The following is a 25,196-nucleotide window of genomic DNA, read 5'->3' as shown; positions in this document are numbered from 1 at the left end:
TCCGTGACAGGGTGGCGAACATGTGTGGTCGATATGCGGCGAGCCGGAGTCCCGAGGATCTCGTGGGGCTCTTCGGCGTCGAGAAGTGGGAACCGGCGGAGACGCTCGCCCCGGACTGGAACGTCGCGCCGACGAAGAGCGTCCACGTGGTGCTCGAACGTCCTCTGAAAGACGCCAGGGAGCGCGGTCCGGTTCGCCAGCTCCGCTCGCTGCGGTGGGGATTGGTTCCGTCCTGGGCGAAATCGCCCGAGGGCGCCGCGAAGATGATCAACGCGCGGGTGGAGACGGCCCACGAGAAGCCGTCCTTCCGGCGTGCCTTCGAGTCGCGCCGCTGTCTGATACCCGCCGACGGCTACTACGAGTGGGTCACCGGCACCGCCGAGCGCGAGCTGGAGGAGCTCGGCCGCCGGAAGCGGGCCCGCAAGCAGCCGTACTTCGTGACCCCGGTGGACGGCTCGGTGCTGGCGATGGCCGGTCTGTACGAGTTCTGGCGCGACCCGGCGCTGCCCGCCGACCACCCCCGGGCTTGGTGGGCCACCTGCACCGTGATCACGACGGAGGCGTCCCCCGAGCCGTTCGCCGCCGAGGGAGGGGAGGGGCCGCGGTCCTTGGCGGAGATCCATCCGCGGATGCCGGTGGTGCTGTCGCCGGAGCGGTGGGGTGCGTGGCTGGATCCGTCCTGTATGGATGCGGAGGCGCTGCGGGAAGTGCTGGCCGGTGCGGGGACGTCCGTACGGGCCTATCCGGTGCGGACTTCTGTGAGCGACGTGCGCAACAACGGGCCCGAACTTCTGACGGAGCTTCCGGCTCCGGAGGAGTCGACGCTGTTCTGAGCGGGGTGCTCGTGCCCCTGCCCCCGGGTGCGGGTCGGTTGGCGCCTGCGGCGCTTTGTTCCCCTACCCGCCCCTTCCCGGCTGCATCTGATCTGCGGCTCCGCCGCGTGGGGGGCGCGTGCCCCAGACCCCCCGGCTGTCCCGCCGTTGCCGCCTGCGGCGGTGAACGCCCTTCCGGCGTTTGAGGACAACGCGGCGAAGCCGTGTTGCGGGGGTCTGGGGGCTTGCCCCCAGTTCCGGGAAGGGGCGGGTAGGGGAAAAAGCCCGCTGCAGGCGCAGACGACCCGCGCCCGGACATAGCCGCGGCAAGATGGCCCCGTGATCCAGACAGCCCCCACCCCCGTCGGCGACGCCCGAATCCACTGGTTCGACGCCGAGAACGCGAAGCTCACCCTCGCCCTGGGCCACGGCGCCGGCGGCGGCGTGGAGGCGCGGGACCTCCAAGCGCTCGCCGCCGCGCTGCCGGAGCACGGCATCACCGTCGCCCTCGTGGAGCAGCCCTGGCGCGTCGCCGGCAAGAAGGTCGCCCCGGCGCCGAAGACGCTCGACTCCGCGTGGACGGCCCTGTGGCCGGCGGTCGCGGAGCGCGGCGGGCCGGTCGTCGCGGGAGGCAGGAGCGCCGGCGCGCGCGTCGCCTGCCGTACGGCGAGGGAGCTGGGCGCCGTCGCCGTCCTCGCGCTGAGCTTCCCGCTGCACCCGCCGGGCAAGCCGGAGAAGTCCCGCGCGGAGGAGCTGACGGGCGCCGCCCTGCCCACTCTCGTCGTCCAGGGCGCGAAGGACCCGTTCGGCCGTCCCGAGGAATTCCCGTCCGGCACGCGCCTGGTCCCGGTGCCGGACGGTGACCACGGCTTCGCCGTGCCGAAGAAGGCGGCCATCGGCCAGGACGGCGCCCTCGCGGTGATCACCGAGGCGGTCGCCGAGTGGCTCGCCGGGCTGCCCGGCTGACCGGTCGCCGAGTGGCTCGCGGGGCTGCCCGGCTGACCCGTTCGGCCGCCGCCCGATCACGTCCCGCCGGCCGGGAATGCGTGGCCGGGCGCCGCTGTTGTGCACAACGTCACCACGCACTGGCACGACAGAGGAATGGGAGCTCTCAGCATGGGTTCGACCGCATGCCTGTCCCGCCCGCAGACGGCTGACCTGGGGTGGTCGGCGCTGCATGTGGCGCAGCCCGCTTCTCCTGGAGCGGCGGACGGGCCGGATCGTCGTCTATTCTCCGATTCGAGCGGGTCCGTTTCCGGTTCCGCCAGGGTGTCGGAGGAGGTGGGTCCGGTCGCTGGGACCGACGAGGGGACCGATGACGGAGTCGTCGGCGCCGAAAGCGCCGCCGAACGCAACGCCCGCTTCGAGCGGGACGCGCTGACCTTCCTCGACCAGATGTACTCGGCCGCCCTGCGCATGACGCGCAACCCCGCTGACGCGGAGGACCTGGTCCAGGAGACGTACGCGAAGGCGTACGCCTCCTTCCATCAGTTCCGCGACGGTACGAACCTCAAGGCGTGGCTGTACCGCATCCTGACCAACACGTTCATCAACTCCTACCGCAAGAAGCAGCGTGAGCCCCTGCGCAGCGCGTCGGAGGAGATCGAGGACTGGCAGCTCGCCCGCGCCGAGTCGCACATGTCGACCGGCCTGCGCTCGGCCGAGTCCCAGGCCCTGGACCACCTCCCGGACTCCGACGTCAAGGAGGCCCTTCAGGCCATTCCCGAGGAATTCCGCATAGCGGTCTATCTCGCGGATGTGGAGGGCTTTGCCTACAAGGAGATCGCGGACATCATGGGTACGCCCATCGGCACGGTCATGTCCCGGCTGCACCGGGGCCGCCGTCAGCTGCGCGGAATGCTGGAGGACTACGCCCGCGAGCGCGGTCTGGTCCCGGCGGGTACGGCCCCGGCGCCGAACGGTTCCGACGAGTCGCACAATCGGAAAGGCTCGGACTCATGAGCTGCGGAGACCCGCACGAGACGGACTGCTCTGAAGTCCTCGACCATCTCTACGAGTTCCTCGACCACGAGATGCCCGACGGCGACTGCGCCAAGTTCGAGGTGCACATCGACGAGTGCTCCCCCTGCCTGGAGAAGTACGGCCTGGAGCAGGCGGTGAAGAAGCTCGTCAAGCGCTGCTGCGGCCACGACGACGTCCCCGCCGACCTCCGCTCCAAGGTCATGGGCCGCATCGAGCTGATCCGCGCCGGGCAGTCGGTGCCGGACCACGACGTGGTGGCCGAGGCCAGGGCGGCGGAGGCCGCCAGGTCGGCCGAGGCGGCGGGCAAGCTCGCGCAGGACTGAGCCGCGCGCTCTGCAGTCCCGGCGCGGGCCGCGCCCTTGCGCCTGGCTCCCGTCCTCAGGGTCCTCAGGACAAACGCCCTCCCTGGGGAACATCACCCGAAGGTGTGCAACCGGTCGGTTCGGCCGGGGTAATACCCGAATGCGCCGTTCCTGAGCGTCCCCTCAGCCTATTCTCCCCATCCTGACGGCAAGCTGGCCTGCTTCGTACGGGACGGGGAGGACGCGCCATGTGGGCAATTCCGGCGGTGGCACGCGGCTGTGTCGCGTGTGCCGTGGTCGCCGCGGCCCTGTGCGCCGCGCCCGCCGTACGGGCCGGAACCGCGACCCCCTGGACCGCGATCGCCCTGCTCGCCGCCGTCTGCGCGGCCTGCGAGCGGCTGCCCCGCCGCACGCTGACCCTCCCCGTCCTGCTCGCCGGGGCGTTCCTGCTGCCACCGGCCGCCGCCGCGCTCGTCGCCGTCCCCGGCGCGCTCGCGGGCCGCGTCGAGCAGCGCCCGGTGTGGGTGCGGCGCTGGTGGCACGCGGCCCAGCTGTCGCTCGCCGCGTGCGCCGCCTCGTACGTCTTCGCCGGCACGGCCCCCGACCGCGCCGCGTTCACGGTGGCGCTCGTGCCCGCCCTCGCGGCCGCGCTCGCCTTCTGTCTCGTCACCGCCGTCCTCGACGGCGTCATCCGGTTCACCGCAGAGCGCCGCTCGCCGCGGGCCGCCTGGTGCGGCCTGCTGCCGGGCCCGCTGCTGCCCGCGCTGGTGCACGGGCCGACGGGCCTGATGACGGCGCTGCTCTGGCGCAGCGCGTACGGGCCGCTGGCGGCCCTGCTCGTACTGCTGCCCATGTCGGTCTCGTCCTGGTTCCTGGACCGCTACGAGCGGGAGCGCGCCGCCCACCAGGCCACGATCCGGGCCCTGGTGCAGGCCGTCGACCTCAAGGACCGCTACACCCGCGGCCACAGCGAGCGCGTCGGCCGCGCGTCGGTGCTGATCGCCCGAGAGCTGGGCATGGCGGGGGAGCGGCTGGAGGCACTGCGCTTCGCGGGCATCCTGCACGACATCGGCAAACTCGGCATCCCCACCCGGCTGTTGCGCAAGGACGGCCCCCTGACGCCCGAGGAGCGGCGCCTGATCGAGCTGCACCCGGAGTACGGCCACGAGATGGTCCGCGGCATCGGCTTCCTGGACGAGGCGCGCGCCGCGATCCTCCACCACCACGAGCGGCTGGACGGCAGCGGCTATCCGTACGGGCTCAGCGGCCGGCAGATCCCGCAGTTCGCGCGGATCGTCGCCGTCGCCGACGCCTTCGACGCGATGACCTCCACCCGCAGCTACAGCCGGGCCCGGCCGGTCGCCGTCGCGATGGCGGAGCTGCACCGCTGTTCCGGCACCCAGTTCGACCCGCACATGGTCGAGGCGCTGGAGGCCGCGCTCGACCGGCACGGCTGGCACCCGGCCGTCACCTCGGAGGGCTCCGTGCTCACGGAATGCATAATTCTGCCCAGCGGAAACGTCCCTTCTGTGAGGGATTCGGTCACCGGAGCGACTCTTCACGGCGGCGAGGGATGACCGCATATTCGGCGTCCTCGGCGTCCTCGACATCCGGAAGATCTCCGGCGGCCTCGGCATCCACGACAGGTCCGGACGGCACCCTGATCGTCCGCTGGGTGCACACCGCCGCCGCGGCCGTCGCCGTGACCGCGCTCGCGTGGACCGCCCGGCAGGGGATGGCCCAGCCCCAAGTGGCCCTCGCCTACGGAGTGTTGATCACCCTCGGCGAGGCCGTCCGGCGGCGCCCCACCGCCGCCGCGGAAGCCCGCGAGACCGCGCCCGTCGGCGCCGCCGGGGCGCTGGCGTACGCCCTGCTCGGCGAGGTCGGCGGGCAGCCCACCACGCACGGCCCGGCCCAGGTCGTCGCCGTCGTCCTCGCCGCCACGCTCGCCGGCGCCCTGGGCCGCCCGCCCGCGCGCGACCACCTCGCGCGCCGCCTGCTCACCACCGGCTTCGCCGCCGTCTGCTTCCAGCCCCTGCACAACTCCGGAGCCCTCGACCGCTGGCCCGGCCACAGCCCGTACTACGCGCCGTTCCTGCTGCTCCTGCTCGCCCTGACCGCCCTGTGCGACGCCGTCCTGGCCGCCGCCCTGTCCCGGGCCCGCACCGGCGGCCCGTACGGCCCGGCCCTGCGCGACGAACTGCGCGCCCTGCCCGGCATCGGCACGGCGATCTGCGCGACCGGCGTGGTCATGGCCCTCGCCGTGGCCGTCGCCGGGCTCTGGGCACTGCCGGTCTTCTGCCTGCCGCTGCTGCTCACCCAGCTGTCCTTCCGCCGCTACACCGCCGTGCGCGCCACCTGCCACCAGACCATCGCCTCCCTGGCGCGCTCCACGGAGATCGCCGGGCACACCCCGGCCGGGCACGCCCGCCGCGTGGCCGCGCTCAGCCGCGCCACCGGCCGTGAGCTCGGCCTGGCCGAGGCGGATCTCACCGTGGTGGAGTACGCGGCGCTGATGCACGACATCGGCCAGCTCTCGCTGCTCGACCCCGTGCCCGCCGGGGCGACCGAACTCCTGCCACCCGCCGAACGCCGCCGCATCGCCCTGCTGGGCGGCGCGGTCGTCCGGCAGACCGGGGTCCCCGCCGAGGTCGCGGTGGTCGTGGAGCGCCAGGCCGACCCGTTCCGTGAGCAACCGCTCACCGCCCGGATCGTCCGCACGGTCAACGCCTACGACGACCTCGCGGGGACCGCCGCCTGCGGCCCGCTGCGCGCCCTGGAGCGACTGCGCCTGGCCACGGCCCACGACCACGATCCACAGGTCGTGGAGGCCCTGGCCCGGGTGCTGGCGCGGGCCCCCTGCCCGCCCCGGACCCCGCCCCCGGCGCCGTAGGAGTCCCGCCAAAGCCCGCGCGGTCGCTGAACCCACGGGTAATGAGCGGGCGTCCAAAGGGGCATGGTTGGATGCGAAGAGAAGAAAACGACACACAGAGCGCGGACTACGGGGGGTGCCGCGCGCGTCGCCCTCGAGGAGTGGCGGGCGCAGCTTCCCGGAGCAAGAGAGATGTGGCAGGTTGTCGTCAGGGAGGACGGCGACCGTCACCTGGGTCATCCGGCGTGGTCGCACGCAGAAACCGGCAGGCGGGAATCGTGAGGATCTTCGGCAAGGTACGGCATCGGCCTTCCGCCTCGTGGCGGCAGGCCACCGACCGTGCTTTCACTTTGATCGGCGACGGCCGGTACGAGGACGCGGGAGCGCTGCTGACCCGTGCCGTCGACATGGAGCCGTGGCTGTCCGAGTCGTGGTTCAACCTCGCCCTGCTGCACAAGTTCCGGCACGACTGGGAGCAGGCCCGCGCCGCGGGGCTGCGGGCCGTCGCCCTGCTGGACCGCGAGGCGGGCGCCCCCGACTGGTGGAACGTGGGCATCGCCGCCACCGCCCTCCAGGACTGGCCGCTGGCCCGCCGCGCCTGGCAGGCGTACGGCCTGCGGGTGCCCGGCGAGGCCGCCCCGGCCGGGGAGCCGGTCGGCATGGAGCTCGGCAGCGCGGCCGTACGGCTCTCGCCGGAGGGCGAGGCGGAGGTCGTCTGGGGCCGCCGGCTCGACCCCGCCCGGATGGAGGTCCTCTCCATCCCGCTGCCCTCCTCCGGGCGGCGCTGGGGCGAGGTCGTGCTGCACGACGGCGTCCCGCACGGCGAGCGGGTCACCGCCGCCGGGCCCTCCTACCCCGTCTTCGACGAGATCGAGCTGTGGGCCCCCTCGCCCGTGCCGACCTGGGTGGTCCTCCTGGAGGCCGCCACCGAGGCCGACCGGGACGCCCTGGAGCGGCTCGCCGCCGACGCGGGCTTCGCGGCCGAGGACTGGTCCTCCTCCGTGCGGCTGCTGTGCCGCACCTGCTCCGAGAGCCGGATGCCCAGCGACGAGGGCGACGGCGAGCACCTCGACCCGCACGACCACAGCGAGCCGGGCCACCCGGGCCCGCTGGGCCACCGCACGGCCGGCTCCGGCTCGCTCTGGGTGCCCGAGCGCGAGTGCGGCATCGCCGCCCCCGCCGGGCTCGTCCGGGGCCTGCTCGACGGCTGGGTCGCCGACAGCCCGGACACGCGTGAATGGCGCGATCTCGAGGAAGTCTGCTGAGGGCGCCCCATGGCTCCCTTACACTGTACAGGCATCATTTTTTCGGGTTTTGAGATTCGGGTTTTGAGAGAGGCGTAACGGCGGCATGGCGCAGCAAGAGACTCAGCAGCCGGTGAACGACGAGTTCATCGTGGACACCGAGGACTGCGAGGAGCGCGAGCTCGCACACCGTGAGCGCGGCACGTCCCGCCCGATCACCGTCGTCGGCAACCCGGTGCTGCACAAGGAGTGCAAGGACGTCACCTCGTTCGACGACGAGCTCGCGCAGCTCATCGACGACATGTTCGCCAGCCAGCGCACCGCCGAGGGCGTGGGCCTGGCCGCCAACCAGATCGGCGTCGACCTCAAGGTCTTCGTCTACGACTGCATGGACGACGAGGGCGTACGGCACGTGGGCGCCGTCTGCAACCCCGTCCTCGACGAGCTCCCGGCCGACCGCCGCGTCCTCGACGACTCCAACGAGGGCTGCCTGTCCGTCCCGACCGCCTACGCGGAGCTGGCCCGCCCGGACTACGCGGTCGTCCGCGGCCAGGACGCCAAGGGCAACCCCATCGCTGTCGAGGGCACGGGCTATTTCGCGCGCTGCCTCCAGCACGAGACGGACCACCTCTACGGCTACCTCTACATCGACCGCCTCTCGAAGCGGGACCGCAAGGACGCGCTTCGCCAGATGGCGGAGGGGACGCCGCGGTATCCGGTGGTCGAGAACGGCTGATCGCGGCGGCGGGCAAGCCCCCAGACCCCCGATTTCAGCCCGTCCGGCGTTTGAGGACAACGCGCGAAGCGTGTTGCGGGGTCTGGGGCGCAGCCCCAGTTCCGGGAAGGGGCGGGTAGGGGAAAAGCCCGCCGCAGGCGCAAGCAACCCGCAGCCCACCCGCTCACGCGTCAGCAACCGCACTCCGCCGCCCGCTGAAGCAGAAGAACCCGCTCCCGCCCGTTCCGCGTGAGCCCCGCCGCCCGCTCGAACTCCGCCCGGGCCTCCGCGAGCCGGCCCAGCCGGAAGAGCAGATCTCCCCGCACACTCGGCAGCAAGTGGTACTCCCGGAGCGCCGGTTCGGAGGAGAGCGCGTCCACCAGCCGCAGGCCCGCCTCCGGGCCCTCCGCCATCGTCACCGCGACGGCGCGGTTGAGCTCCACGACGGGGGACGGCACGCGTTCGGCGAGGGTCGCGTAGAGGGCGGCGATGCGGGGCCAGTCCGTGGCCTCCGGGATGTGCGCCCGCGCGTGGCAGGCGGCGATCGCGGCCTGGAGGGCGTACGGACCGTACGCGCCGCCCAGTTCCTCCGCGCGGGTCAGGGCCGCGAGGCCGCGCCGGATCAGCAGGTGGTCCCAGCGGCCGCGGTCCTGGTCCAGGAGCAGGACGGGCTCACCCGAAGGGCCCGTGCGGGCGGCCGCGCGCGACGCCTGGAGCTCCATCAGCGCGACCAGCCCGTGGACCTCCGGTTCCTTCGGCATCAGCGTGGCCAGGACCCGGCCCAGCCGCATCGCCTCGTCGCACAGCGCCGGACGCATCCAGTCGTCGCCCGCCGTGGCCGCGTAACCCTCGTTGAAGACGAGATAGATGACCTCCAGCACGGAGGAGAGCCGGGTGGCGAGTTCGTCGGAGCCGGGCACCTCGAAGGGCACCTCCGCCGTGGCGAGGGTCCGTTTGGCGCGCACGATGCGCTGGGCCACGGCCGGCTCGGAGGCCAGGAAGGCGCGGGCGATCTCCCCGGTCGTGAGCCCGCCGAGCAGCCGGAGCGTGAGCGCGACCCGGGCCTGGGTGGACAGCACCGGGTGGCAGGCGACGAACACCAGCCGCAGCAGGTCGTCCTCGATGGCGGCCGGCTCCGGGGCCCGCCACTCCGTCTCCAGGTCGTGGCCGAGCAGGGCCAGCTTGCGCGCGTAGGTCTCGTTGCGGCGGATCAGATCGATCGCGCGGTGTTTGGCCGTGGCCATGAGCCAGGCGCCCGGATTATCCGGGACGCCCGACTCGGGCCACTTCTCCAGGGCGGCGACCAGTGCGTCCTGCGCGAGTTCTTCGGCGATGCCGAGGTCGCGCACGATGCGGGTCAGCCCGGCGATCAGCCGGGCCGACTCCACGCGCCACACCGCCTCGATCGCGCGATGGGTGTCGGAGGTCGTCACGGTCACCCATCGTACGAAGCGGGTGCCGTATCCGGCGGGTGCGTGTGGTCGGGTGTGGGTGGTGTCGTCCGCGCACCACCGCTGCGCGGCGGTGTCCTCAATCGCCGGACGGGCTGGATGTGGCTGATGCTGGGTGCGCAATAGCAGCCCGTCCGGCGATTGAGGACGCTCCGTCGCAGGCCCGGCAGTGGACTAGCGCTGCTCGCGCAGCGACTCCCGCATCGCCGCCTCGCGCTCCGCGCACTCGGGGGAGAGGACGTCCTCCGGGAAGTCGGTCGGCTCGAAGACCGGGCGGACCTCGATCTCACCGTCCTGGAAGGGCACCCGCCTGGCCCATTCGAGGGCCTCGTCGCGGTCCTTCACCTGGATGATCCAGAAGCCGGCGATCAGTTCCTTCGTCTCGGCGAAGGGCCCGTCGGTGACGGTCGGCCGCCCGCCGGAGAACGAGACCCGCGCCCCCTCGGAGGAGGCCTTCAGGCCGTCGGCCGCGAGCAGCGCGCCGGCCTTGACCAGCTGTTCGTTGTACTGCCCCATCTCGGCGACCAGTTCCTTGGTCGGCAGTACGCCGGCCTCGGACTCCTCGGTCGCCTTGACGATCATCATGAAGCGTGCCATCGCGCGTCTCCTGTCCAGGTGGGGGGCGGGACGCCGGGCGGGGGTTTCCGCCCGGCCGTTCCCGGCCCTTTCACCTATACGTCGAACGGCAGACGCGCGGATCGACACGCCACACGAAGATTTTTTTCTAGAACTCGTCGTCGAAGGAGACCGAGCCCTCGACCGCCACCTGGTACGCGGAAGCGCGGCGCTCGAAGAAGTTGGTCAGCTCCTGGACGTTCTGCAGCTCCATGAAGGAGAACGGGTTCTCGGAGCCGTAGACCGGGGCGAAGCCGAGGCGCTGGAGGCGCTGGTCGGCGACGCACTGGAGGTACTCGCGCATGGACTCGGTGTTCATGCCCGGCAGGCCCTCGCCGCACAGGTCGCGGCCGAACTGCAGCTCCGCCTCGACGGCCTCCTTCAGCATGTCGGTGACCTGCTGCTGGAGCTCGTCGTCGAAGAGCTCGGGCTCCTCCTGGCGGACCGTGTCCACGACCTCGAACGCGAAGTTCATGTGCATGGTCTCGTCACGGAACACCCAGTTGGTGCCGGTGGCCAGGCCGTGCAGCAGACCGCGCGAGCGGAACCAGTAGACGTACGCGAAGGCGCCGTAGAAGAACAGCCCCTCGATGCACGCCGCGAAGCAGATCAGGTTGAGCAGGAAGCGACGGCGGTCGGCCTTCGTCTCCAGCCGCTCCAGCTTCTCGACCTCGTTGATCCACTTGAAGCAGAACTGGGCCTTCTCGCGGATGGAGGGGATCTCCTCCACCGCGTCGAAGGCGGCGGCGCGGTCGTCCGGGTCGGGGAGGTAGGTGTCCAGCAGCGTCAGATAGAACTGGACGTGCACGGCCTCCTCGAAGAGCTGCCGCGAGAGGTACAGCCGCGCCTCGGGGGAGTTGATGTGCTTGTACAGCGTCAGCACGAGGTTGTTCGACACGATCGAGTCGCCGGTCGCGAAGAACGCGACGAGGCGGCCGATCATGTGCTGCTCGCCCGGGGACAGCTTCGCCAGGTCGGCGACGTCGGAGTGGAGGTCGACCTCCTCGACGGTCCAGGTGTTCTTGATCGCGTCGCGGTAGCGGTCGTAGAAGTCCGGGTACCGCATCGGGCGCAGGGTCAGCTCGAAGCCCGGGTCGAGCAGGTTCTTCTGTTCAGCGGTCGACATTACTGGCAGGCCTCGCAGGACTCGGGGTTCTCAAGGGAGCAGGCGACGGCGTCGGCGTCGGGCACGGCCTGCTGCACGGGAATGGTGGCGGCGGCGGAGGCCGAGCGGGCGATCCGGGTGGCCGGGCGCGAGCGCAGGTAGTACGTCGTCTTGATGCCCTGCTTCCAGGCGTACGCGTACATCGAGCTGAGCTTGCCGATGGTGGGCGACGCCATGAAGAGGTTCAGCGACTGGCTCTGGTCCAGGTACGGCGTACGGGCCGCGGCCATGTCGATCAGGAAGCGCTGCGGGATCTCCCAGGCGGTGCGGTAGAGGTCGCGCACCTCCTGCGGGATCCAGTTCATGTCCTGGATCGAGCCGTTGGCGTCCGTCATGGCGTCACGGGTGGTGCGGTCCCACACGCCGAGCTTCTTCAGGTCCTCCACCAGGTAGGTGTTGACCTGGAGGAACTCACCGCTGAGCGTTTCGCGCTTGAAGAGGTTGGAGACCTGCGGCTCGATGCACTCGTACACGCCCGCGATGGACGCGATGGTGGCCGTCGGGGCGATCGCCAGCAGCAGCGAGTTGCGCATGCCGACCTGGGCGATGCGGGCGCGCAGCGCCGCCCAGCGGTCGGCCCAGCGCTGCTCGGCGTTCGGGTAGTGGTCCGGGTGCAGCACGCCGCGGGCGGTGCGGGTCGCGGACCAGGCCGGGTGCGGGCCGTGCCGCTCGGCGAGGTCGGCGGACGCCTCGTACGCCGCGAGCATGATCCGCTCGGAGATCCGGGTGGACAGCTCCTTCGCCTCGGGGGAGTCGAAGGGCAGACGGAGCCGGAAGAAGACGTCCTGGAGGCCCATCAGGCCCAGGCCCACCGGGCGCCAGCGGCTGTTGGAGTTGCCGGCCTGCTCGGTCGGGTAGAAGTTGATGTCCACGACGCGGTCGAGGAACGTCACGGCCGTACGGACCGTACGGTCGAGCTTCTCCCAGTCCATCTCGCCGTCGGTGCCCAGGTGCTGCGCCAGGTTGACCGAGCCGAGGTTGCAGACGGCCGTCTCGCCGTCGTCGGTGACCTCGAGGATCTCGGTGCACAGGTTCGAGGAGTGGACGACCTTGCCGGGCTCGGCCGTCTGGTTCGCGGTGCGGTTGGACGCGTCCTTGAAGGTCATCCAGCCGTTGCCGGTCTGCGCGAGGGTGCGCATCATCCGGGAGTACAGCACGCGCGCCGGGATCTGCTTGACGGCCTTGCCCTCGGCCTCGTACCTGCGGTACGCGGCGTCGAACTCGTCGCCGTAGAGGTCGACCAGATCGGGCGTGTCGGCCGGGGAGAACAGCGACCAGTCGGCGTCCGCCTCGACGCGGCGCATGAACTCGTCCGGGATCCAGTGCGCGGTGTTGAGGTTGTGCGTGCGGCGGGCCTCCTCACCGGTGTTGTCGCGGAGCTCCAGGAACTCCTCGATGTCCGCGTGCCACGTCTCCAGATAGACGCAGGCCGCGCCCTTGCGCCGGCCGCCCTGGTTGACCGCCGCCACGGAGGCGTCGAGCGTGCGCAGGAACGGCACGATGCCGTTGGAGTGGCCGTTGGTGCCCCGGATCAGCGAGCCGCGCGAGCGGATGCGGCTGTAGGACAGGCCGATGCCGCCGGCGTGCTTCGACAGGCGCGCCACCTGGTGGTAGCGGTCGTAGATCGAGTCCAGCTCGTCCAGCGGCGAGTCCAGCAGGTAGCAGGACGACATCTGCGGGTGGCGGGTGCCGGAGTTGAAGAGCGTGGGGGAGGAGGGCAGGTACGACAGGGTGCTCGTCAGCGCGTAGAGCTCGGCGACGTCCTCCAGGGCCCGCACCGAGTGGTCCTCGGCCAGGCCGCAGGCCACGCGCAGCAGGAAGTGCTGCGGCGTCTCGATGACCTGCCGGGTGATCGGGTGGCGCAGCAGGTAGCGGCTGTGCAGGGTGCGCAGGCCGAAGTAGCCGAAGCGGTCGTCGGCGCCGTCGGCGAGCGCCTTCCCGACGAGCTCGTCGAGGCGCGCGGCGTGCGTCGTGACGAAGGCGGCGGTGTCGTCGGCGATCAGGCCCTCGCGGTGGCCGGTCGCGACGGACGCGGAGAAGGAGACGGCGCCCTGCCCGGCGGCCTCCTCGGCGATGGCGAGGGTGAGCAGGCGGGCCGCGAGCTTGGAGTACTCGGGCTCCTCGGCGATCAGGCCGGCGGCGGCCTCGGTGGCCAGGGACCGCAGTTCGGCCTCGTCCGAGCCCGGGTGGCGGCCCCGCAGCGCGGCGGCGGCGACCTTTCCGGGGTCGGTGGCGGGCAGATCGGCGGTGAGGTCGGTCAGGGTGCGCAGCAGCGCGGTCCCGGGGCCGCCGGTCGCTTCCGCGGACGTTGAGACCGGATCGGCGGGCGCGATGGTCACTGAGGCTCTCCCTCGCTCGGCAAGGGGCCGGGCGGGTGGCGCGCGACGGGCGCGTACGGGCATGCCTGAAGCACCAGGGCATGCTCGTAGCGTCCATCGGCCCAACCCGCGAGGCCCGGACGAATACAAAACGCCCGGTGCGAGCCGGTGCGGCTCAGCGGTGGGCGTGCTGTCGGCAGGTACTCGGACTCCTGCATGCGTCATTACGGCATACATGCACCGTTGCGGGACAGTTCCGGATTTCCACCGGATTCCCCTGCGACGACAGCGAGGACGAGCATACATCTAGTGCTGGCCGTCGCACGCACCACCACATCTTGTGTCGTGCGGTAATCGAGCGGGTCGGAATGTGCTAACAGGGCCTGCCCGTACGGGGCATGACGGAGGGCCGTCACGCGCCTCCGGGGAGGCGCGACGGCCCTCGGCGACCGGCGGGGTGGACGGCCGGCCGGAAGTCGTTCTGGGACCCCTCCAGGGGCTCGCGATTGGGTATCTCGGGAGCGCCCGGGGGGTCGGGGCGAAGGTCCTGCCGAACTCGGCCCGTCCGGCGTTTGAGGACACCGCGCGGAGCGTGGTTCGGGGGTCCGGGGTCTCCCCGGTTTCGGGAAGGGGCGGGGTTGGGGAAGAAGCCCGCCGCAGGCGTCAGTGACCTCCGGGGGCCCCCGCCGTCGCCGGCGGCAGTTCCTCCGCCACGCCCGGATCACCCGCATCCGCCGTGTAGTCAGATGGTTTTGTCTCGTCCACCCCGTCCCGCACGCCCACCGCCTTGAACACGAACGTGAGCACGACGGCGACAAGCACATTCAGGACGAAAGCCGTAAGCCCGATGTACCCCTTCTCCCCGATGAAGGGAATCAGGTTGGTATTCCCGAAATGATCCTGAGTGGCACTCGGCGTGTCGTACGCCCGCCATGTCCCGTACGCCATCCCGACCGCCCACCCCGCCAGCAGACCCCACCGGTGGAACCAGCGGGTGAACAGCCCGCCGACGAGCGCCGGCACGGTCTGCAGGATCCAGATGCCGCCGAGCAGCTGGAAATTGATCGCGACCGTCTTGTCCATCGTCAGGACGAAGATCAGGGCGCCGACCTTCACCAGCAGCGAGGCGAGCTTGGAGACCTTGGCCTCGCGCTCGGGTGAGGCATCGGGCCGGATGAAGTCCTTGTAGATGTTCCGCGTGAAGAGATTCGCCGCGGCGATGGACATGATCGCCGCCGGCACCAGCGCGCCGATCCCGATCGCCGCGAAGGCGACGCCCGTGAACCAGTCCGGGAACATGTCCTCGAAGAGCTGCGGAATGGCCAGCTGGCCGTTCTTCACCTTGACGCCCGCGGCGATCGCCATGAAGCCGAGCATGGCCAGCAGGCCCAGCATCAGCGAATAGAGCGGCAGGATCGTGGTGTTGCGGCGGATGACATTGCGGCTCTTGCTGGAGAGGACCGCGGTCACCGAATGCGGATAGAGGAAGAGCGCCATCGCCGAGCCGAGCGCGAGCGTCGCGTACGCCCATTGCGCGTCCGGACCGGTCACCAGGGAGCCGCGCGGTCTGCCCGTCGCGGGATCCTTCTGGGCGAAGGCGTCACCCGCCTTCGCGAAGATGTGCTCGAAACCCCCCAGCCTGATGGGGATGTAGATGATGGCCACGACGATCACGATGTAGACCAGCGCGTCCTTGACGAACGCGATCATCGCGGGCGCGCGCAGCCCGGCCGAATACGTATAGGCCGCGAGCACGCCGAACGCGATGAGCAGCGGCAGGTCCTTCATGAACCAGTTGGATCCACCGCCGACCCCGAGCACGTCCAGCACGGCCTGGATGCCGACGAGTTGGAGCGCGATGTACGGCATGGTCGCGAGCAGCCCGGTCAGCGCGAGGGCCAGCGAAAGCCCCTTCGACCCGAACCGGCCGCGCACGAAGTCCGAGGACGTCACATAACCGTGCTTGTGCGCCACCGACCACAGCCGGGGCAGGAAGGTGAACACCAGCGGATAACAGAGGATCGTGTAGGGCACCGCGAAGAATCCCGCCGCGCCGCCCGCGTAGATGGCCGCCGGTACGGCGACGAAGGTGTACGCGGTATAGAGGTCGCCGCCCAGCAGGAACCAGGTGATCCAGGTGCCGAACGATCGCCCGCCCAGCCCCCACTCGTCGAGGCTGTCCGCGTTCTCCGCGCGCCGCCACCGGGAGGCGACGAATCCCATCACCGTGACGACCAGGAAGAAGAAGATGAACACGGCGAGCGCCACGCCGTTCACGCCGTTCTTCACGCCCGCTCACCTCCCTTGCGGATCCGCTCGTGGCGGCGGACCATCGCGTACGCGATGACGGTGAGCGCGGTCGAGATCAGCACCCAGAGCATCTGGTACCAGTAGAAGAACGGAATCCCGATGAACGCGGGCGTGAGCCGGGAAAAGGAGTCGACCCACAGCATCGCGACGAAGGGAATGGCGAGACACACCCCGGCCACGACCATCGGCACCGTGACGACAACGGCCCTGCGGCCGCTCTCCGGCGGCTCCATCGGTGGTTCTGTCATGGTGGCGACTCCCCCTTGGTGATCACTACGTGATGCGCAGGAAATCTAGGTCAGGGGCGTGGGGGGAGTCACCCCCTGTCCGCATATCGGTATGGCAACGTCACCCGGCGGGCCGCGCCTGGACGTACGCCTCCAGCGAGGCCCGAACGGCGCTCATGCCGCGCCGAGTTGCGGCCACCGCCCCGGAAGCGTCGCTTCCGGCCGTCTCCAGCCGGCAGTCACGGCACGCGGTCTCGTCGGCGACGGGCCGGATCATCCGGCCGCAGGTGCCGGTGCAGGCACGCAGGGGCTGGGGACGCGGCGCCGGCTCGGGGCGGGGGTCCGGCATCTTGCGCGCGAGCCGGTCGCGGAGGATCCCGGCGGGGGAGCGGACGGGCTCCGGCAGCCCGTCGGTGAGCGCCTCCCGCATCTCCTGGAGCGTGGCCCCGCGCGCCAGCCATTCGCCTGCCAGCGGGGCGAGCCGCTCGACGTCCCGCCCGGAGATCCGCCGCAGGCGCCGTTCGGTATGACACACGGCGGCGAGCGCTCGCGCGCCGCGCTCGGCGAGGGGGTGGGGGGTGTTCTCCCCGGTGTTCTCTTCTTGGGAACGACCGACGGCCGGGGCATCCGGCTGACCGACGGCCGGTCCGGCGTCACTCGGTGGCGTGATCCCGTCCCGTACGGCGAGCGGTGGCGTGACCCCGTCCCGCACGGCGAGCGCCTGGTCCTCGGTCAACGGCACGTTGGACACCAACTGCCGCGTCCTCCACAGCCCTCCGGCGCCCTGCCCCCGCCACTCGTGGAAATACCCCTCGGCGGCCAACTCCCGCTTGGCGCGGGTGAACGCGGTCTTCTTGATCCCGGCCTGCTCGGCGGTCTTCGACAGCCGCTGATCGACGCCGTCGGGAAGCGAGAGCTGCCAGGTGAGGAGCCGAACGGCGTCGGAGGAGAGGCGGGGGTGGCGGATGATCTCGTTGGGGACCTGAGAGAAGAAGCGCGCGGGGGCGATAGCATGCTTGAGCATTCTGGGGGAGTCCTGTCCCTCGTGGGTGTAGACCCCCTTCGCCGGTTGCCGCCAGCGTGGGGGGTCGCTTCGTCCCGTCTCGGAACGAAGCGGAAGAATCCTGGTCACCGTATCGCGATAGCGCCGTGGGCGAAGTCCCTCTTAAGGGTTAACTCGCCTGTCAATTCTGGACAGTTGGGGTTCGGATCGAATCTGCACGTCCATCGGTCGGACGATCCGCGCCCGCGTTCACTCAGGCCGGCGACTTCGCCAGCAGGACCACCTGATCGGTTTCAACGTCGAACCCGAGGACGGGGCGACTGTGGTCACTGCCCTCGGAATCCATCAGCACCGGCTTACCCAGTCGTCGGCCGATCGCCGCGAGGAAGCCGCAGAACACGTCGAGCCGCTCTTGTCCTTGGAGTTCCCGCAGGTCGACATCGAAGTTGATCTGCTCCGCCGCGTTGAAGCGGAAGATCGCCAACACGTCGGCAGCCGGCCAGACGGCACAACCCGCGCTGAGCCCAACAACGGCGACGATCCGCCGCTTTGTGCAGTACCCGTCCACTGACGTTGCCGTCAACCGTTGCCGTCAAGACACCCAGAAGCCCCGCTGATGATCTTCAGCGGGGCTTCTGCCGTGGGCCTTCTACTACGGGCCGAAATTACAGCCCGGAGCCTGAGGTGATTCTCCGGACAATCAAATTCTCACCCAATTCTGGGATCTCTTCAACCAGTCGCGAGTGCGCCGATTGAAGAAACTCCGAGATCTTCTCCAGCAGCTCTCCACTAGCCACCGACGCCTGCTCCGGCTTTTTCGATGAGCTCACCGAGATGCTGTCGCCAGCCTGGCGAAGCCTGATGACCTCCTCGCTCTCCGTGAAGCCGAATGCCGCATCCTCCCCACGGGAGATCCGCTCGACCACTCCACGGAGAGACAGTGCCAGATCCACGAGCGTCACAAATCTCTTCTTCGAGATGATCTCCACGTCGTCCACGACCATCTCGACGTTGACCCCGAAGTACTTGTAGCGAAGGTCAATCTCCGCAATGCCCGCAGGATCGCCCTGCTTAGCGCCATCCCAGGTCCTACGCCAGGGCGAGGCAGGCTCCGGGAGGGAGAAGGAAAGGTTAATCATGTTTTCTCCTCGCAGAAACTTCACTCACCTAGTACGGGAAGGCAGTCACGACTTTCCCGTCATTCACAATCACGCGAATGCTGGTCAGGTCTCCACCCCCATTCGCCGGGCCTGCCTTGCCGACGGTGGTACCGAAGTCCCATTCGTAGATCTGACCAGGCCGGGCCGCGCCAGTGACCGGATCTGGCGTATTCGGCTTAGGGGTGCCTCGATTGATGGTGTCAGCGATCCTCTGGCGCAGCACCTTTTCCTTCCCTGTGAATATTCCCGACGCATCGTCGGTCATTGATCCACCGGGCCTGTGGCGGTCCAGAACATGCTGCCAATCGCCATCATCAAGGGCCGTCTTCCCGCAAATCCCGGAATTGTGAACCAAGATCGGCGTGCTGCCAGCGAGTACATAGTACGTGTGGCACGGCGCCCGGCCCTACCTGCTTCTTCGCAGCTCAGCGGCGTTTTGACGGTCTGTCGGGGTCCATGGCTGTGCACTGGTGTGCGTGGTTGTTGCCGTCACTACTGCCGTCAGAGGTATAGACCAATTGATCTCAACAATGTCCCCGCGACCGCCATCGGTGAGGTGCTGGCGCTCGGGGACCTCACTTCCACTCTCCAGGCTCGGCACGGACGCTGGCGCGGGTGGTCCGCTCGTAGGTCGCGTGGCCGGTCTGCGCGCAGTGCGCGGCGATCCAGCGGGTCAGTTCCTCGGGGGTGTGCATCTGGCCGGAGGCGGCTCCGCAGTCCTGCTCCTCTCCGGTGACGCAGACGGCCTCGAAGGCCGGCAGCGCCATCGGGTCCAGGACAGTGGTGACGGTGTACTCGCGGAACCGGTAGCGGGTGGTCGTACCCATCAGCGTGCTCCCGGCTCGTCGGAGCCGTCAGCCTTGGCCGTGTCCGGCGGGACGGGGATGCGCTGCCCCCGTGAGTCCGCGACCCTCAGCGCGTCCGACAGGGCCTCGGTCAGCCGACAGGCCAGCCAGCGGTACTCGACGTCCGTCAGCGCCCGTGCTCCCGGGGCCAGGACGCCCCGGGCGTGGTCCAGCAGTTCCTGGCCCATGGTGAGCTGGACCTCCTCGATGCCGTCAGCGAGGGTCGCCAGGTAGCCCTCGCCGTCGGTGCTCAGGTAGCAGGGGCGCCCGTTCTGGGTGGTCCACGGCAGCAGGCGTAGGTCCTCCGCTGCGGGCTCCACCGTGCTCGCGTCGAACAGGCGTGTCGCCTCCTCGGGCATGCTGCTGTCCCTTCCTCGGTTCGGCTCTGTCGATCAGGTTCTCGTTGGCGTGAACCTTGCGGAGTAGCCAGCGTGTCTGCCCCGGTGTCTGCCAAGCTGGCCAGGTGGTGCGGGAATCGGTCGGGGAACTGGTGCGGCGGTTGCGTCTGGCGCGCGGGTGGAGTCAGCAGCGGCTGGCCGACGCGCTGGCCCAGGCCGCCCCGGGACGGGTTCCGCCGACGCGAAACGATGTGTCCCGCTGGGAGATCGGCACGCGGTCCCCGCGCGAGTGGCTGCCCTTCCTCGCGCAGGTGCTGGAGGTGCCGCGCGAGCTGTTGGAGGCGGCCAAGGCCGTCCCACCGGCCGAGCCCGCGCCGCGTGTGCTGACCGTGGCCGACTTCCTGCCCGAGGGCGACCCGCTGGCACCGCTCGGTGCCAGGGCCGGCCAGCGGATCGGATCGGGGCAGGTCGCCGACCTGGCCCGGCGGGTGCACGGCCTGCGGCTGGCGGACGACGTCGTGTACGGGAAGGACTTGATCGCCCCGGCGCTTCGGGAACTGCGGGCGGCGGTCACGCTCTACCGCGAGGGCACCCACACCGAGCAGGTGGGCCGCGAACTGCTACGGGCGATTGGTGAGTTGGCGCAGATCGCCGGCTGGGTCGCCTCCGATGCGGGCGAGCATGCCGAGGCGGAGCGGATCTACCGGCTCGGGATCAGTGCCGCCCGCGCTGCCGGGGACGGGGTGCTGTCGGGGAACGTGGCGGGCTCGCTGGCCTACCAGTGGAGCAACACCGGACGCCCCCGCGACGCGGTGGACCTGGCTGCCGCCTCCGTCGAGGAGGCCGGTCCCGACGCTCCGGCGAAGGCCCGCGCGCTGTACCTGGACCGGGTGGCCTGGGCACACACCCGCGCCGGCCAGGACCGCCCCGCGATGACCGCGCTCGGGGAAGCCAGCGAGGCCCTGGCCCAGGACTCGGCCGACGCCGAGTCGCCGTCGTACCTGTACTGGATGGACGCCGGGGAGCTCCAGGTCATGGAGGCCCGCGTCTACACCGAGCTGCACCGGCCGCTTCGCGCCGTGCCGCTGCTGACGGACGTCCTGGGCCGTTACGACGCCAGTCACGCGAGGGAGTTGGCGCTGTACCTGTCCTGGCTGGCCGTCGCCTACGCCGACGCGAACGAGCCCGAGGCCGCAGCCGGGACGGCTGCCCGGATGCTCGCCCTGGGGCAGAGCGGCAGCGAACGCACCACCGAGCGCGCACGGATCGTGCTGGACCGGCTGCGAGCGTTCCGCGATGTTCCCGAAGTCGCCGAGCTGCTGGCGTCCTGACCGTCCCGATCGCGCGCGGGGGGAGTTCGGACAGCTGCTTGCGGGCGTATCGGCACTCGGCGGGCTTGCGCCCGGCCTGGCCGCTCGGCACAGGAGCGGTCGGCGGGTCTGCGGGGCCTGCGCTGCGGAGCCGGGGCGGCGTCGGACACCGCCCACGACGGGCCCGGCGGCGGAACGGAGGGTCGGACCCCTGGCCGACCCTGTGCCCGCGATCCGACCATAGGACGGTCGCAGGCGACACCTTGCTCCGCGCCGCGGGCAAGGAGTCCATAGCCCACAACTTGCTCCGGCCTTGGGCGGTGCTGGGGTAAGCAGCGCTTACCCCACAACTTGCTCCCATCGGGCAGCAGTCGAACCCCGTCGACGACCTGACGGACCACTGACCGCCGACACCCACAGCGGCCTCGACTCCTGCCCCGGCCCTGGGTTGGTCGGCGACATCGGGCCAGCTCCGACGGGCGGAGCCCGCTTGAACCTCGTAGAGAAAATCTGGACGCACAGCTCCCTGGCGGTCCAGGGGCCGACGGGTCAGCGGCCTCGCTCGGTGCCGCCAGCTTCCAGGGCTTCGACGCGGGCACGCAGGGCGGTGAGCTGTTCGAGCGTCTCGGCCAGTGCCAGCTCCAGCACCTCGACGCGGGCCACGGTTCCACTCACCGCAGTGCTCCCCATCTCCGAGTTACCGGCGTCAGTGTCGGGGTGGGCGACGAAGGCGCCCTTGCCGGGGCGGGAGATCGCGTAGCCATCCTGCTTCAGCAGGGCCATGGCCTTCTGCACCGACAGGCTGGAGGCCCCGTACTCCGCCATCAACACGGCCTGCGTCGGCAGCGCGTCCCCCGGCTTCAGCCCGCCGGAGCGGATCCGCTCCCGGAGGGCCTCGGCGATGACCTCGAACGTCAGCAGCACCGTGCCGCCCGCCGGTCTACGCCCCCGCCGCCCCACCGTCACCGCAGGTCACCCGCCCTCTCCGCGCCACTACCACCGAAACCCGGCCCGTCCAAACCGGAAAACCAGGCCACAGTACCCGCATCCCAACCGCCCACCGAAACAGATGAGGAGGGATGCACTTGAATGCGCACTTCAAGCGATGCTACCTTCACGCACCGCCGGTGAACACCACCGCTGACCAGGCCAGACGCCCCCGGCCCACCGCCCGCGCCCGCCGTTCTCTCGCGCGACGGCCACTCGGTTCACCTCTCCTCTTCTCCCGACTCCTGCCGGAGGTCTGTCCCATGCCCGCACAGCTCCAACTCCTCTCCCCTGCAACCACCTCCGCTCCGGCTAACGGGGCGTCCGCCGCACCGGCGCTCGCCAGGAGCGCCGACACGTCCGCGAACAGGGACTCGGCGCTGGAACGCCGGGCGCGGCTGACGGCCCGGTTGGCCAAAGCTCGCCGCCGCCGGTTACCTCGCGCCCCTGGCCCGGCAAGTCGGCTCGCTGGGCGGCTGCGCCCGCCCGATCCGCATGACAGGGCACCGCACCCGCCTCGATGCTGCCACCGGGCAGATCCTCGACCACCTCGACACCCGCCACCTGCCCGCCGGCGAACTCCTGGTGCGCTGCGGCAACCGCCGCACCACCCGCTGCCCGGCCTGCTCGAACGTCTACCGCTACGACACCTACCAGCTCATCGCCGCCGGACTACGCGGCGGCAAGACCGTCCCCACCAGCGTCTCCACCCACCCCCGCGTCTTCGCCACCCTCACCGCCCCCGGCTTCGGCCCCGTCCACAACCAGCCCGGTGCATCCTCGTGCGTCTGCGGCATCCGGCACGCCGACGGCGACCCGCTCCTCGGCACCCCGCTGAACCCCGAGCGGTACGACTACACCGGCGCGGTGCTGTGGAACGCCCACGCGCCCGCCCTGTGGGCCCGCTTCACCACCCACCTGCGCCGCGAGATCGCCAACGCCGCCGGACTCACCCAGCGCACCCTGCGCCACCACGCCACGCTCTCCTACGCCAAGGTCGCCGAATACCAGAAGCGCGGCCAGATCCACTTCCACACCGTCATCCGCCTCGACGGACCCACCGGCCCCGCCAGCACCCCACCCACCTGGGCCACCACCGAACTCCTCGACCACGCCATCCGCGCCGCCGCCAAACGCACCCGCGTTCAGCAACAGCAACGCCTCGCCGGAGCCGGGGCCGGGGAGGCCCAGGGGACACAGCCGCCGGAGTCCACGGTGTTCCGGTTCGGGCGGCAGATCGACGTCCGCGCGATACGCAGCACCGACTTCACCGGCAACGCCCCCGTCACCGACCGCCACGTCGCCGCCTACATCGCCAAATACGCCACCAAGGGAGCCGAGACCACCACCGGCACCCTCGACCGCCGACTCCGCTTTCTCGCCGAACTCGCCCAGCACGACCTCACCGACCACGCCCGCCGCATGATCCACACCGCCTGGCACCTCGGCACCCAGCCCCGCCACACCCACCTCCGCCTGCGCCAGTGGGCCCACATGCTCGGCTTCCGAGGACACTTCTCCACCCGCACCCGCCACTACTCCACCACCCTCACCCACCTCCGAGCCGAACGCACCACCTGGCGCACCCGCCAAGACGAAACCGCTGCCCCGACGCCGCTCGCCCCGGCAGCCGTTGGCCGACACGCCGGCCAGGAACAGACCGGCGAGGGCCAGCCGGTCACTGACCGACACAGTGACCGCGATGACCGCACCGACCTGACCGCCGGTCACACCGACCCCGACCCCGGTCACAACGCCGGTCACCGCGAGAAGCACGGGCGATCCAGCGGCGCGGACACGACCCTGGTGATCTCCCACTGGCAGTACGCCGGCACCGGCCTCCTGCCCGAACTCGCCCACCTCGCTGACCTCCTGGCCAACACACCACGCCCCCAGCACGAGCAACCGAGCCGCCCCCGGCACACGCGGCGCTCCGGTGACCCGGCCGGTCACACCACCGACCCGCTGACCGCCGCCGTCCAGACGGAGGCGAGCGCGTGACCGCCGACGCCGAACTCCTCACCGTCCCCGAGGTCATGGCCCGCCTCAAGATCAGCCGCTCCACCGTCTACGACCTCATCCGCACCCGGCGGCTCGCCTCCATCACCATCGGCCGCGCCCGCCGCATCCCCACCCACGCCCTGAACACCCTCGTCCACCACCACCTCGAAGAGGCATCCTGATGACCACCCCCAACACCGGCACCGGCACCGGCTCGCGCAGGGTCCGCGCCAACGGCGACGGCACCGTATACCAGCGCAAGGACGGCCGCTGGGAAGCCGCCGGATACGTCCTCGCCATCGGCGACACCCGCAAGCGCGTCCGCGTCTACGGCACCACCCGCACCGAGGCCGCCGCCAAACTCACCGAGAAGATCGCCACCAGCAACCGCGGCGTCCCCGCCCCCTCCGCACAGGGAAGCGTCGCAGCATTCCTCACCTACTGGCTGGAGACCGTCGCCATCCACCGCCTCCGCGAGAACACCCACACCCGCTACACCGCCTGCACCCGCCTCTACCTCATCCCCGGCCTCGGCAAGAAAAAGCTCGCCAAACTCACCGCCAAGGACGTCCGCACCTGGCTCGACCAACTCCGCACCACCTGCCAGTGCTGCGCACGCGGCCTCGACACGACCCGCGACCAGCCCCGCTGCTGCGCCACAGGAAAGTGCTGCCACAAGCGGCTGTCCCCGCTGACGCTGGCCTACGTGCACTCCGTGCTCAAGTCCGCCCTGGAGCACGCCGTCCGCGAAGAGGAGATCCCTCGCAACGTCGCCCGCAACGTCCGCATGGGCACCCCTCGGCCCCGCCGCTTCGAACCCCTCACCACCGAGGAGGCGCGCGCGTTCCTCGCCGCCACCCACGGCCACCGGCTGCACGCGCTCTTCGAACTCGCGCTTCGCACCGGACTCCGCAAGGGCGAACTCCTCGGCCTGCGCTGGGAAGACCTCGACCTGGCCGGCGGAACCGCCAGCATCCGCCGCACCCTCCAGCGCACCAACTCCGGCGGCCTGACCGCCCTGCCGACCAAAACCCGGAGCTCCGAGCGGCGCATCGCACTGCCCACACCGTGCCTGCGCTCCCTCGAACAGCACCGCGACCAGCAGGCCCGGGAACGCGAAGCAGCGGGCGCTGGCTGGAAGGACAGCGGCTACCTCTTCACCCGGCCCGACGGTGCCCCGATCGAGGGAGCGACACTCACGCGGCACTTCAACGCCCTGCTCCGCCGGGCCAGGCTCCGCCGCATCCGCTTCCACGACCTCCGCCATTCGGCGGCGACCCTCCTCCTGGAACAGGGCGTCGAACTCGTCGTCATCAAGGAGCTCCTCGGCCACGCCCACATCGGCGTCACCGCTACCGTCTACGCCCACGTCCGACTCCGCCTCCAGCGCCAAGCTATCGACACCCTTGGCCGTGCCCTCGGCAACCCCTCGGGGACCATTGCCGAGCCCGACGACAGCGACGAACCACCGCTTTGTGCAGCACCCGTCCACTGACGTTGCCGTCAACTACTGCCGTCAAGGCACCCAGGAGCCCCGT

General features: G+C 70.7%; 24 protein-coding genes, 1 pseudogene and 1 riboswitch. Of the genes and pseudogenes, 12 read left to right on the top strand and 13 right to left on the bottom strand.

Translation table 11 applies throughout. The features are described 5' to 3' along the window. The first annotated feature begins 20 nt into the window (after positions 1-20). The 8 genes from AB0435_RS03865 (at position 21) to def (ending at position 7,949) form a co-directional block, all read left to right on the top strand. The gene (locus AB0435_RS03865; protein WP_366426142.1) at positions 21-833 is read left to right on the top strand and encodes an SOS response-associated peptidase; all 813 of its coding nucleotides are present in this window, start codon (positions 21-23) and stop codon (positions 831-833) included. Between the two features lie 318 nt (positions 834-1,151). Further along, positions 1,152-1,778 (top strand): alpha/beta family hydrolase, encoded by a 627-nt coding sequence (locus tag AB0435_RS03860; RefSeq protein ID WP_366426141.1) that lies wholly within the window; start codon positions 1,152-1,154, stop codon positions 1,776-1,778. A 315-nt stretch (positions 1,779-2,093) separates the two neighbouring features. Then, complete coding sequence (locus tag AB0435_RS03855) at positions 2,094-2,774, top strand: sigma-70 family RNA polymerase sigma factor (RefSeq protein WP_361531846.1); 681 nt, start codon at positions 2,094-2,096, stop codon at positions 2,772-2,774. Then, entirely contained in the window at positions 2,771-3,118 is a 348-nt protein-coding gene (gene rsrA, locus AB0435_RS03850) for a mycothiol system anti-sigma-R factor (protein ID WP_366002715.1), read from the top strand. Before AB0435_RS03855 ends, rsrA begins: the two co-directional genes overlap by 4 nt. Before the next feature lie 227 nt (positions 3,119-3,345). Continuing rightward, positions 3,346-4,674, top strand: coding sequence for an HD-GYP domain-containing protein (locus AB0435_RS03845; RefSeq protein ID WP_366002714.1), 1,329 nt, complete (start codon positions 3,346-3,348; stop codon positions 4,672-4,674). Positions 4,675-4,832: 158 nt separating this feature from the next. Beyond that, complete coding sequence (locus AB0435_RS03840) at positions 4,833-5,990, top strand: HD domain-containing protein (protein WP_366002832.1); 1,158 nt, start codon at positions 4,833-4,835, stop codon at positions 5,988-5,990. 257 nt (positions 5,991-6,247) lie between these two features. Further along, positions 6,248-7,234, top strand: coding sequence for a hypothetical protein (locus AB0435_RS03835; RefSeq protein WP_366002713.1), 987 nt, complete (start codon positions 6,248-6,250; stop codon positions 7,232-7,234). Between the two features lie 85 nt (positions 7,235-7,319). Further along, on the top strand, positions 7,320-7,949 hold the full coding sequence (gene def, locus AB0435_RS03830; protein ID WP_366002712.1) for a peptide deformylase: 630 nt from the start codon (positions 7,320-7,322) through the stop codon (positions 7,947-7,949). A 170-nt stretch (positions 7,950-8,119) separates the two neighbouring features. On the opposite strand, the gene AB0435_RS03825 is transcribed toward def, so the two are convergent. The 12 genes and pseudogenes from AB0435_RS03825 to AB0435_RS03770 form a co-directional block, all read right to left on the bottom strand. Continuing rightward, positions 8,120-9,361, bottom strand: a complete 1,242-nt coding sequence (locus AB0435_RS03825; RefSeq protein ID WP_366426140.1) for an RNA polymerase sigma factor — start codon at positions 9,359-9,361, stop codon at positions 8,120-8,122. Positions 9,362-9,553: 192 nt separating this feature from the next. Then, positions 9,554-9,976, bottom strand: a complete 423-nt coding sequence (locus AB0435_RS03820; RefSeq protein WP_366002710.1) for a YciI family protein — start codon at positions 9,974-9,976, stop codon at positions 9,554-9,556. Between the two features lie 127 nt (positions 9,977-10,103). Continuing rightward, complete coding sequence (locus AB0435_RS03815; protein ID WP_366002709.1) at positions 10,104-11,120, bottom strand: ribonucleotide-diphosphate reductase subunit beta; 1,017 nt, start codon at positions 11,118-11,120, stop codon at positions 10,104-10,106. Next, positions 11,120-13,498 carry a ribonucleoside-diphosphate reductase subunit alpha gene (locus AB0435_RS03810; protein WP_366426139.1) on the bottom strand — a complete coding sequence of 793 codons (2,379 nt, stop codon included), beginning with the start codon at positions 13,496-13,498 and terminating at the stop codon, positions 11,120-11,122. Before AB0435_RS03810 ends, AB0435_RS03815 begins: the two co-directional genes overlap by 1 nt. Before the next feature lie 156 nt (positions 13,499-13,654). After that, positions 13,655-13,813: riboswitch (cobalamin riboswitch) on the bottom strand. Positions 13,814-14,140: 327 nt separating this feature from the next. Next, positions 14,141-15,766, bottom strand: coding sequence for a monocarboxylate uptake permease MctP (gene mctP / locus AB0435_RS03805; protein WP_366002707.1), 1,626 nt, complete (start codon positions 15,764-15,766; stop codon positions 14,141-14,143). Further along, positions 15,763-16,035: a DUF3311 domain-containing protein gene (locus tag AB0435_RS03800; RefSeq protein WP_366002706.1), complete on the bottom strand. Its 273-nt coding sequence runs from the start codon at positions 16,033-16,035 to the stop codon at positions 15,763-15,765. Before AB0435_RS03800 ends, mctP begins: the two co-directional genes overlap by 4 nt. Positions 16,036-16,135: 100 nt before the next feature. Beyond that, positions 16,136-17,038: a hypothetical protein gene (locus AB0435_RS03795; protein WP_366426138.1), complete on the bottom strand. Its 903-nt coding sequence runs from the start codon at positions 17,036-17,038 to the stop codon at positions 16,136-16,138. Between the two features lie 232 nt (positions 17,039-17,270). Then, positions 17,271-17,522: pseudogene (locus AB0435_RS03790) on the bottom strand (hypothetical protein); the annotation flags it as partial. A gap of 160 nt (positions 17,523-17,682) precedes the next feature. Further along, on the bottom strand, positions 17,683-18,156 hold the full coding sequence (locus AB0435_RS03785) for a hypothetical protein (protein ID WP_366002704.1): 474 nt from the start codon (positions 18,154-18,156) through the stop codon (positions 17,683-17,685). Positions 18,157-18,184: 28 nt separating this feature from the next. Further along, positions 18,185-18,442, bottom strand: a complete 258-nt coding sequence (locus tag AB0435_RS03780; RefSeq protein WP_366002703.1) for a hypothetical protein — start codon at positions 18,440-18,442, stop codon at positions 18,185-18,187. Positions 18,443-18,752: 310 nt separating this feature from the next. Beyond that, entirely contained in the window at positions 18,753-19,004 is a 252-nt protein-coding gene (locus AB0435_RS03775; protein ID WP_366426137.1) for a hypothetical protein, read from the bottom strand. Continuing rightward, positions 19,004-19,381, bottom strand: a complete 378-nt coding sequence (locus AB0435_RS03770; RefSeq protein ID WP_366426136.1) for a hypothetical protein — start codon at positions 19,379-19,381, stop codon at positions 19,004-19,006. The genes AB0435_RS03775 and AB0435_RS03770 overlap by 1 nt, the downstream gene beginning before the upstream one ends. Before the next feature lie 104 nt (positions 19,382-19,485). On the opposite strand from AB0435_RS03770, the gene AB0435_RS03765 reads away from it, so the two are divergent. Then, the gene (locus tag AB0435_RS03765; protein ID WP_366426135.1) at positions 19,486-20,691 is read left to right on the top strand and encodes a transcriptional regulator; all 1,206 of its coding nucleotides are present in this window, start codon (positions 19,486-19,488) and stop codon (positions 20,689-20,691) included. Between the two features lie 528 nt (positions 20,692-21,219). Here AB0435_RS03765 and AB0435_RS03760 read toward each other — a convergent pair. Beyond that, positions 21,220-21,636, bottom strand: a complete 417-nt coding sequence (locus AB0435_RS03760) for a winged helix-turn-helix domain-containing protein (RefSeq protein ID WP_366426134.1) — start codon at positions 21,634-21,636, stop codon at positions 21,220-21,222. Between the two features lie 516 nt (positions 21,637-22,152). Here AB0435_RS03760 and AB0435_RS03755 point away from each other — a divergent pair. Genes AB0435_RS03755 through AB0435_RS03745 form a run of 3 tightly spaced genes read left to right on the top strand, consistent with a single transcriptional unit; the run spans position 22,153 to position 25,153 of the window. Then, positions 22,153-23,658, top strand: a complete 1,506-nt coding sequence (locus tag AB0435_RS03755) for a replication initiator (RefSeq protein ID WP_366426133.1) — start codon at positions 22,153-22,155, stop codon at positions 23,656-23,658. Further along, on the top strand, positions 23,655-23,840 hold the full coding sequence (locus AB0435_RS03750; RefSeq protein WP_366426132.1) for a helix-turn-helix domain-containing protein: 186 nt from the start codon (positions 23,655-23,657) through the stop codon (positions 23,838-23,840). The genes AB0435_RS03755 and AB0435_RS03750 overlap by 4 nt, the downstream gene beginning before the upstream one ends. Beyond that, on the top strand, positions 23,840-25,153 hold the full coding sequence (locus AB0435_RS03745; RefSeq protein WP_366426131.1) for a site-specific integrase: 1,314 nt from the start codon (positions 23,840-23,842) through the stop codon (positions 25,151-25,153). The genes AB0435_RS03750 and AB0435_RS03745 overlap by 1 nt, the downstream gene beginning before the upstream one ends. Positions 25,154-25,196 lie beyond the last annotated feature (43 nt).

Origin of the sequence: Streptomyces sp. NPDC051173 (genome assembly GCF_040689515.1) — a bacterium.
Lineage (GTDB): Bacteria > Actinomycetota > Actinomycetes > Streptomycetales > Streptomycetaceae > Streptomyces.
This window is presented reverse-complemented; position numbering and strand designations above follow the sequence as displayed.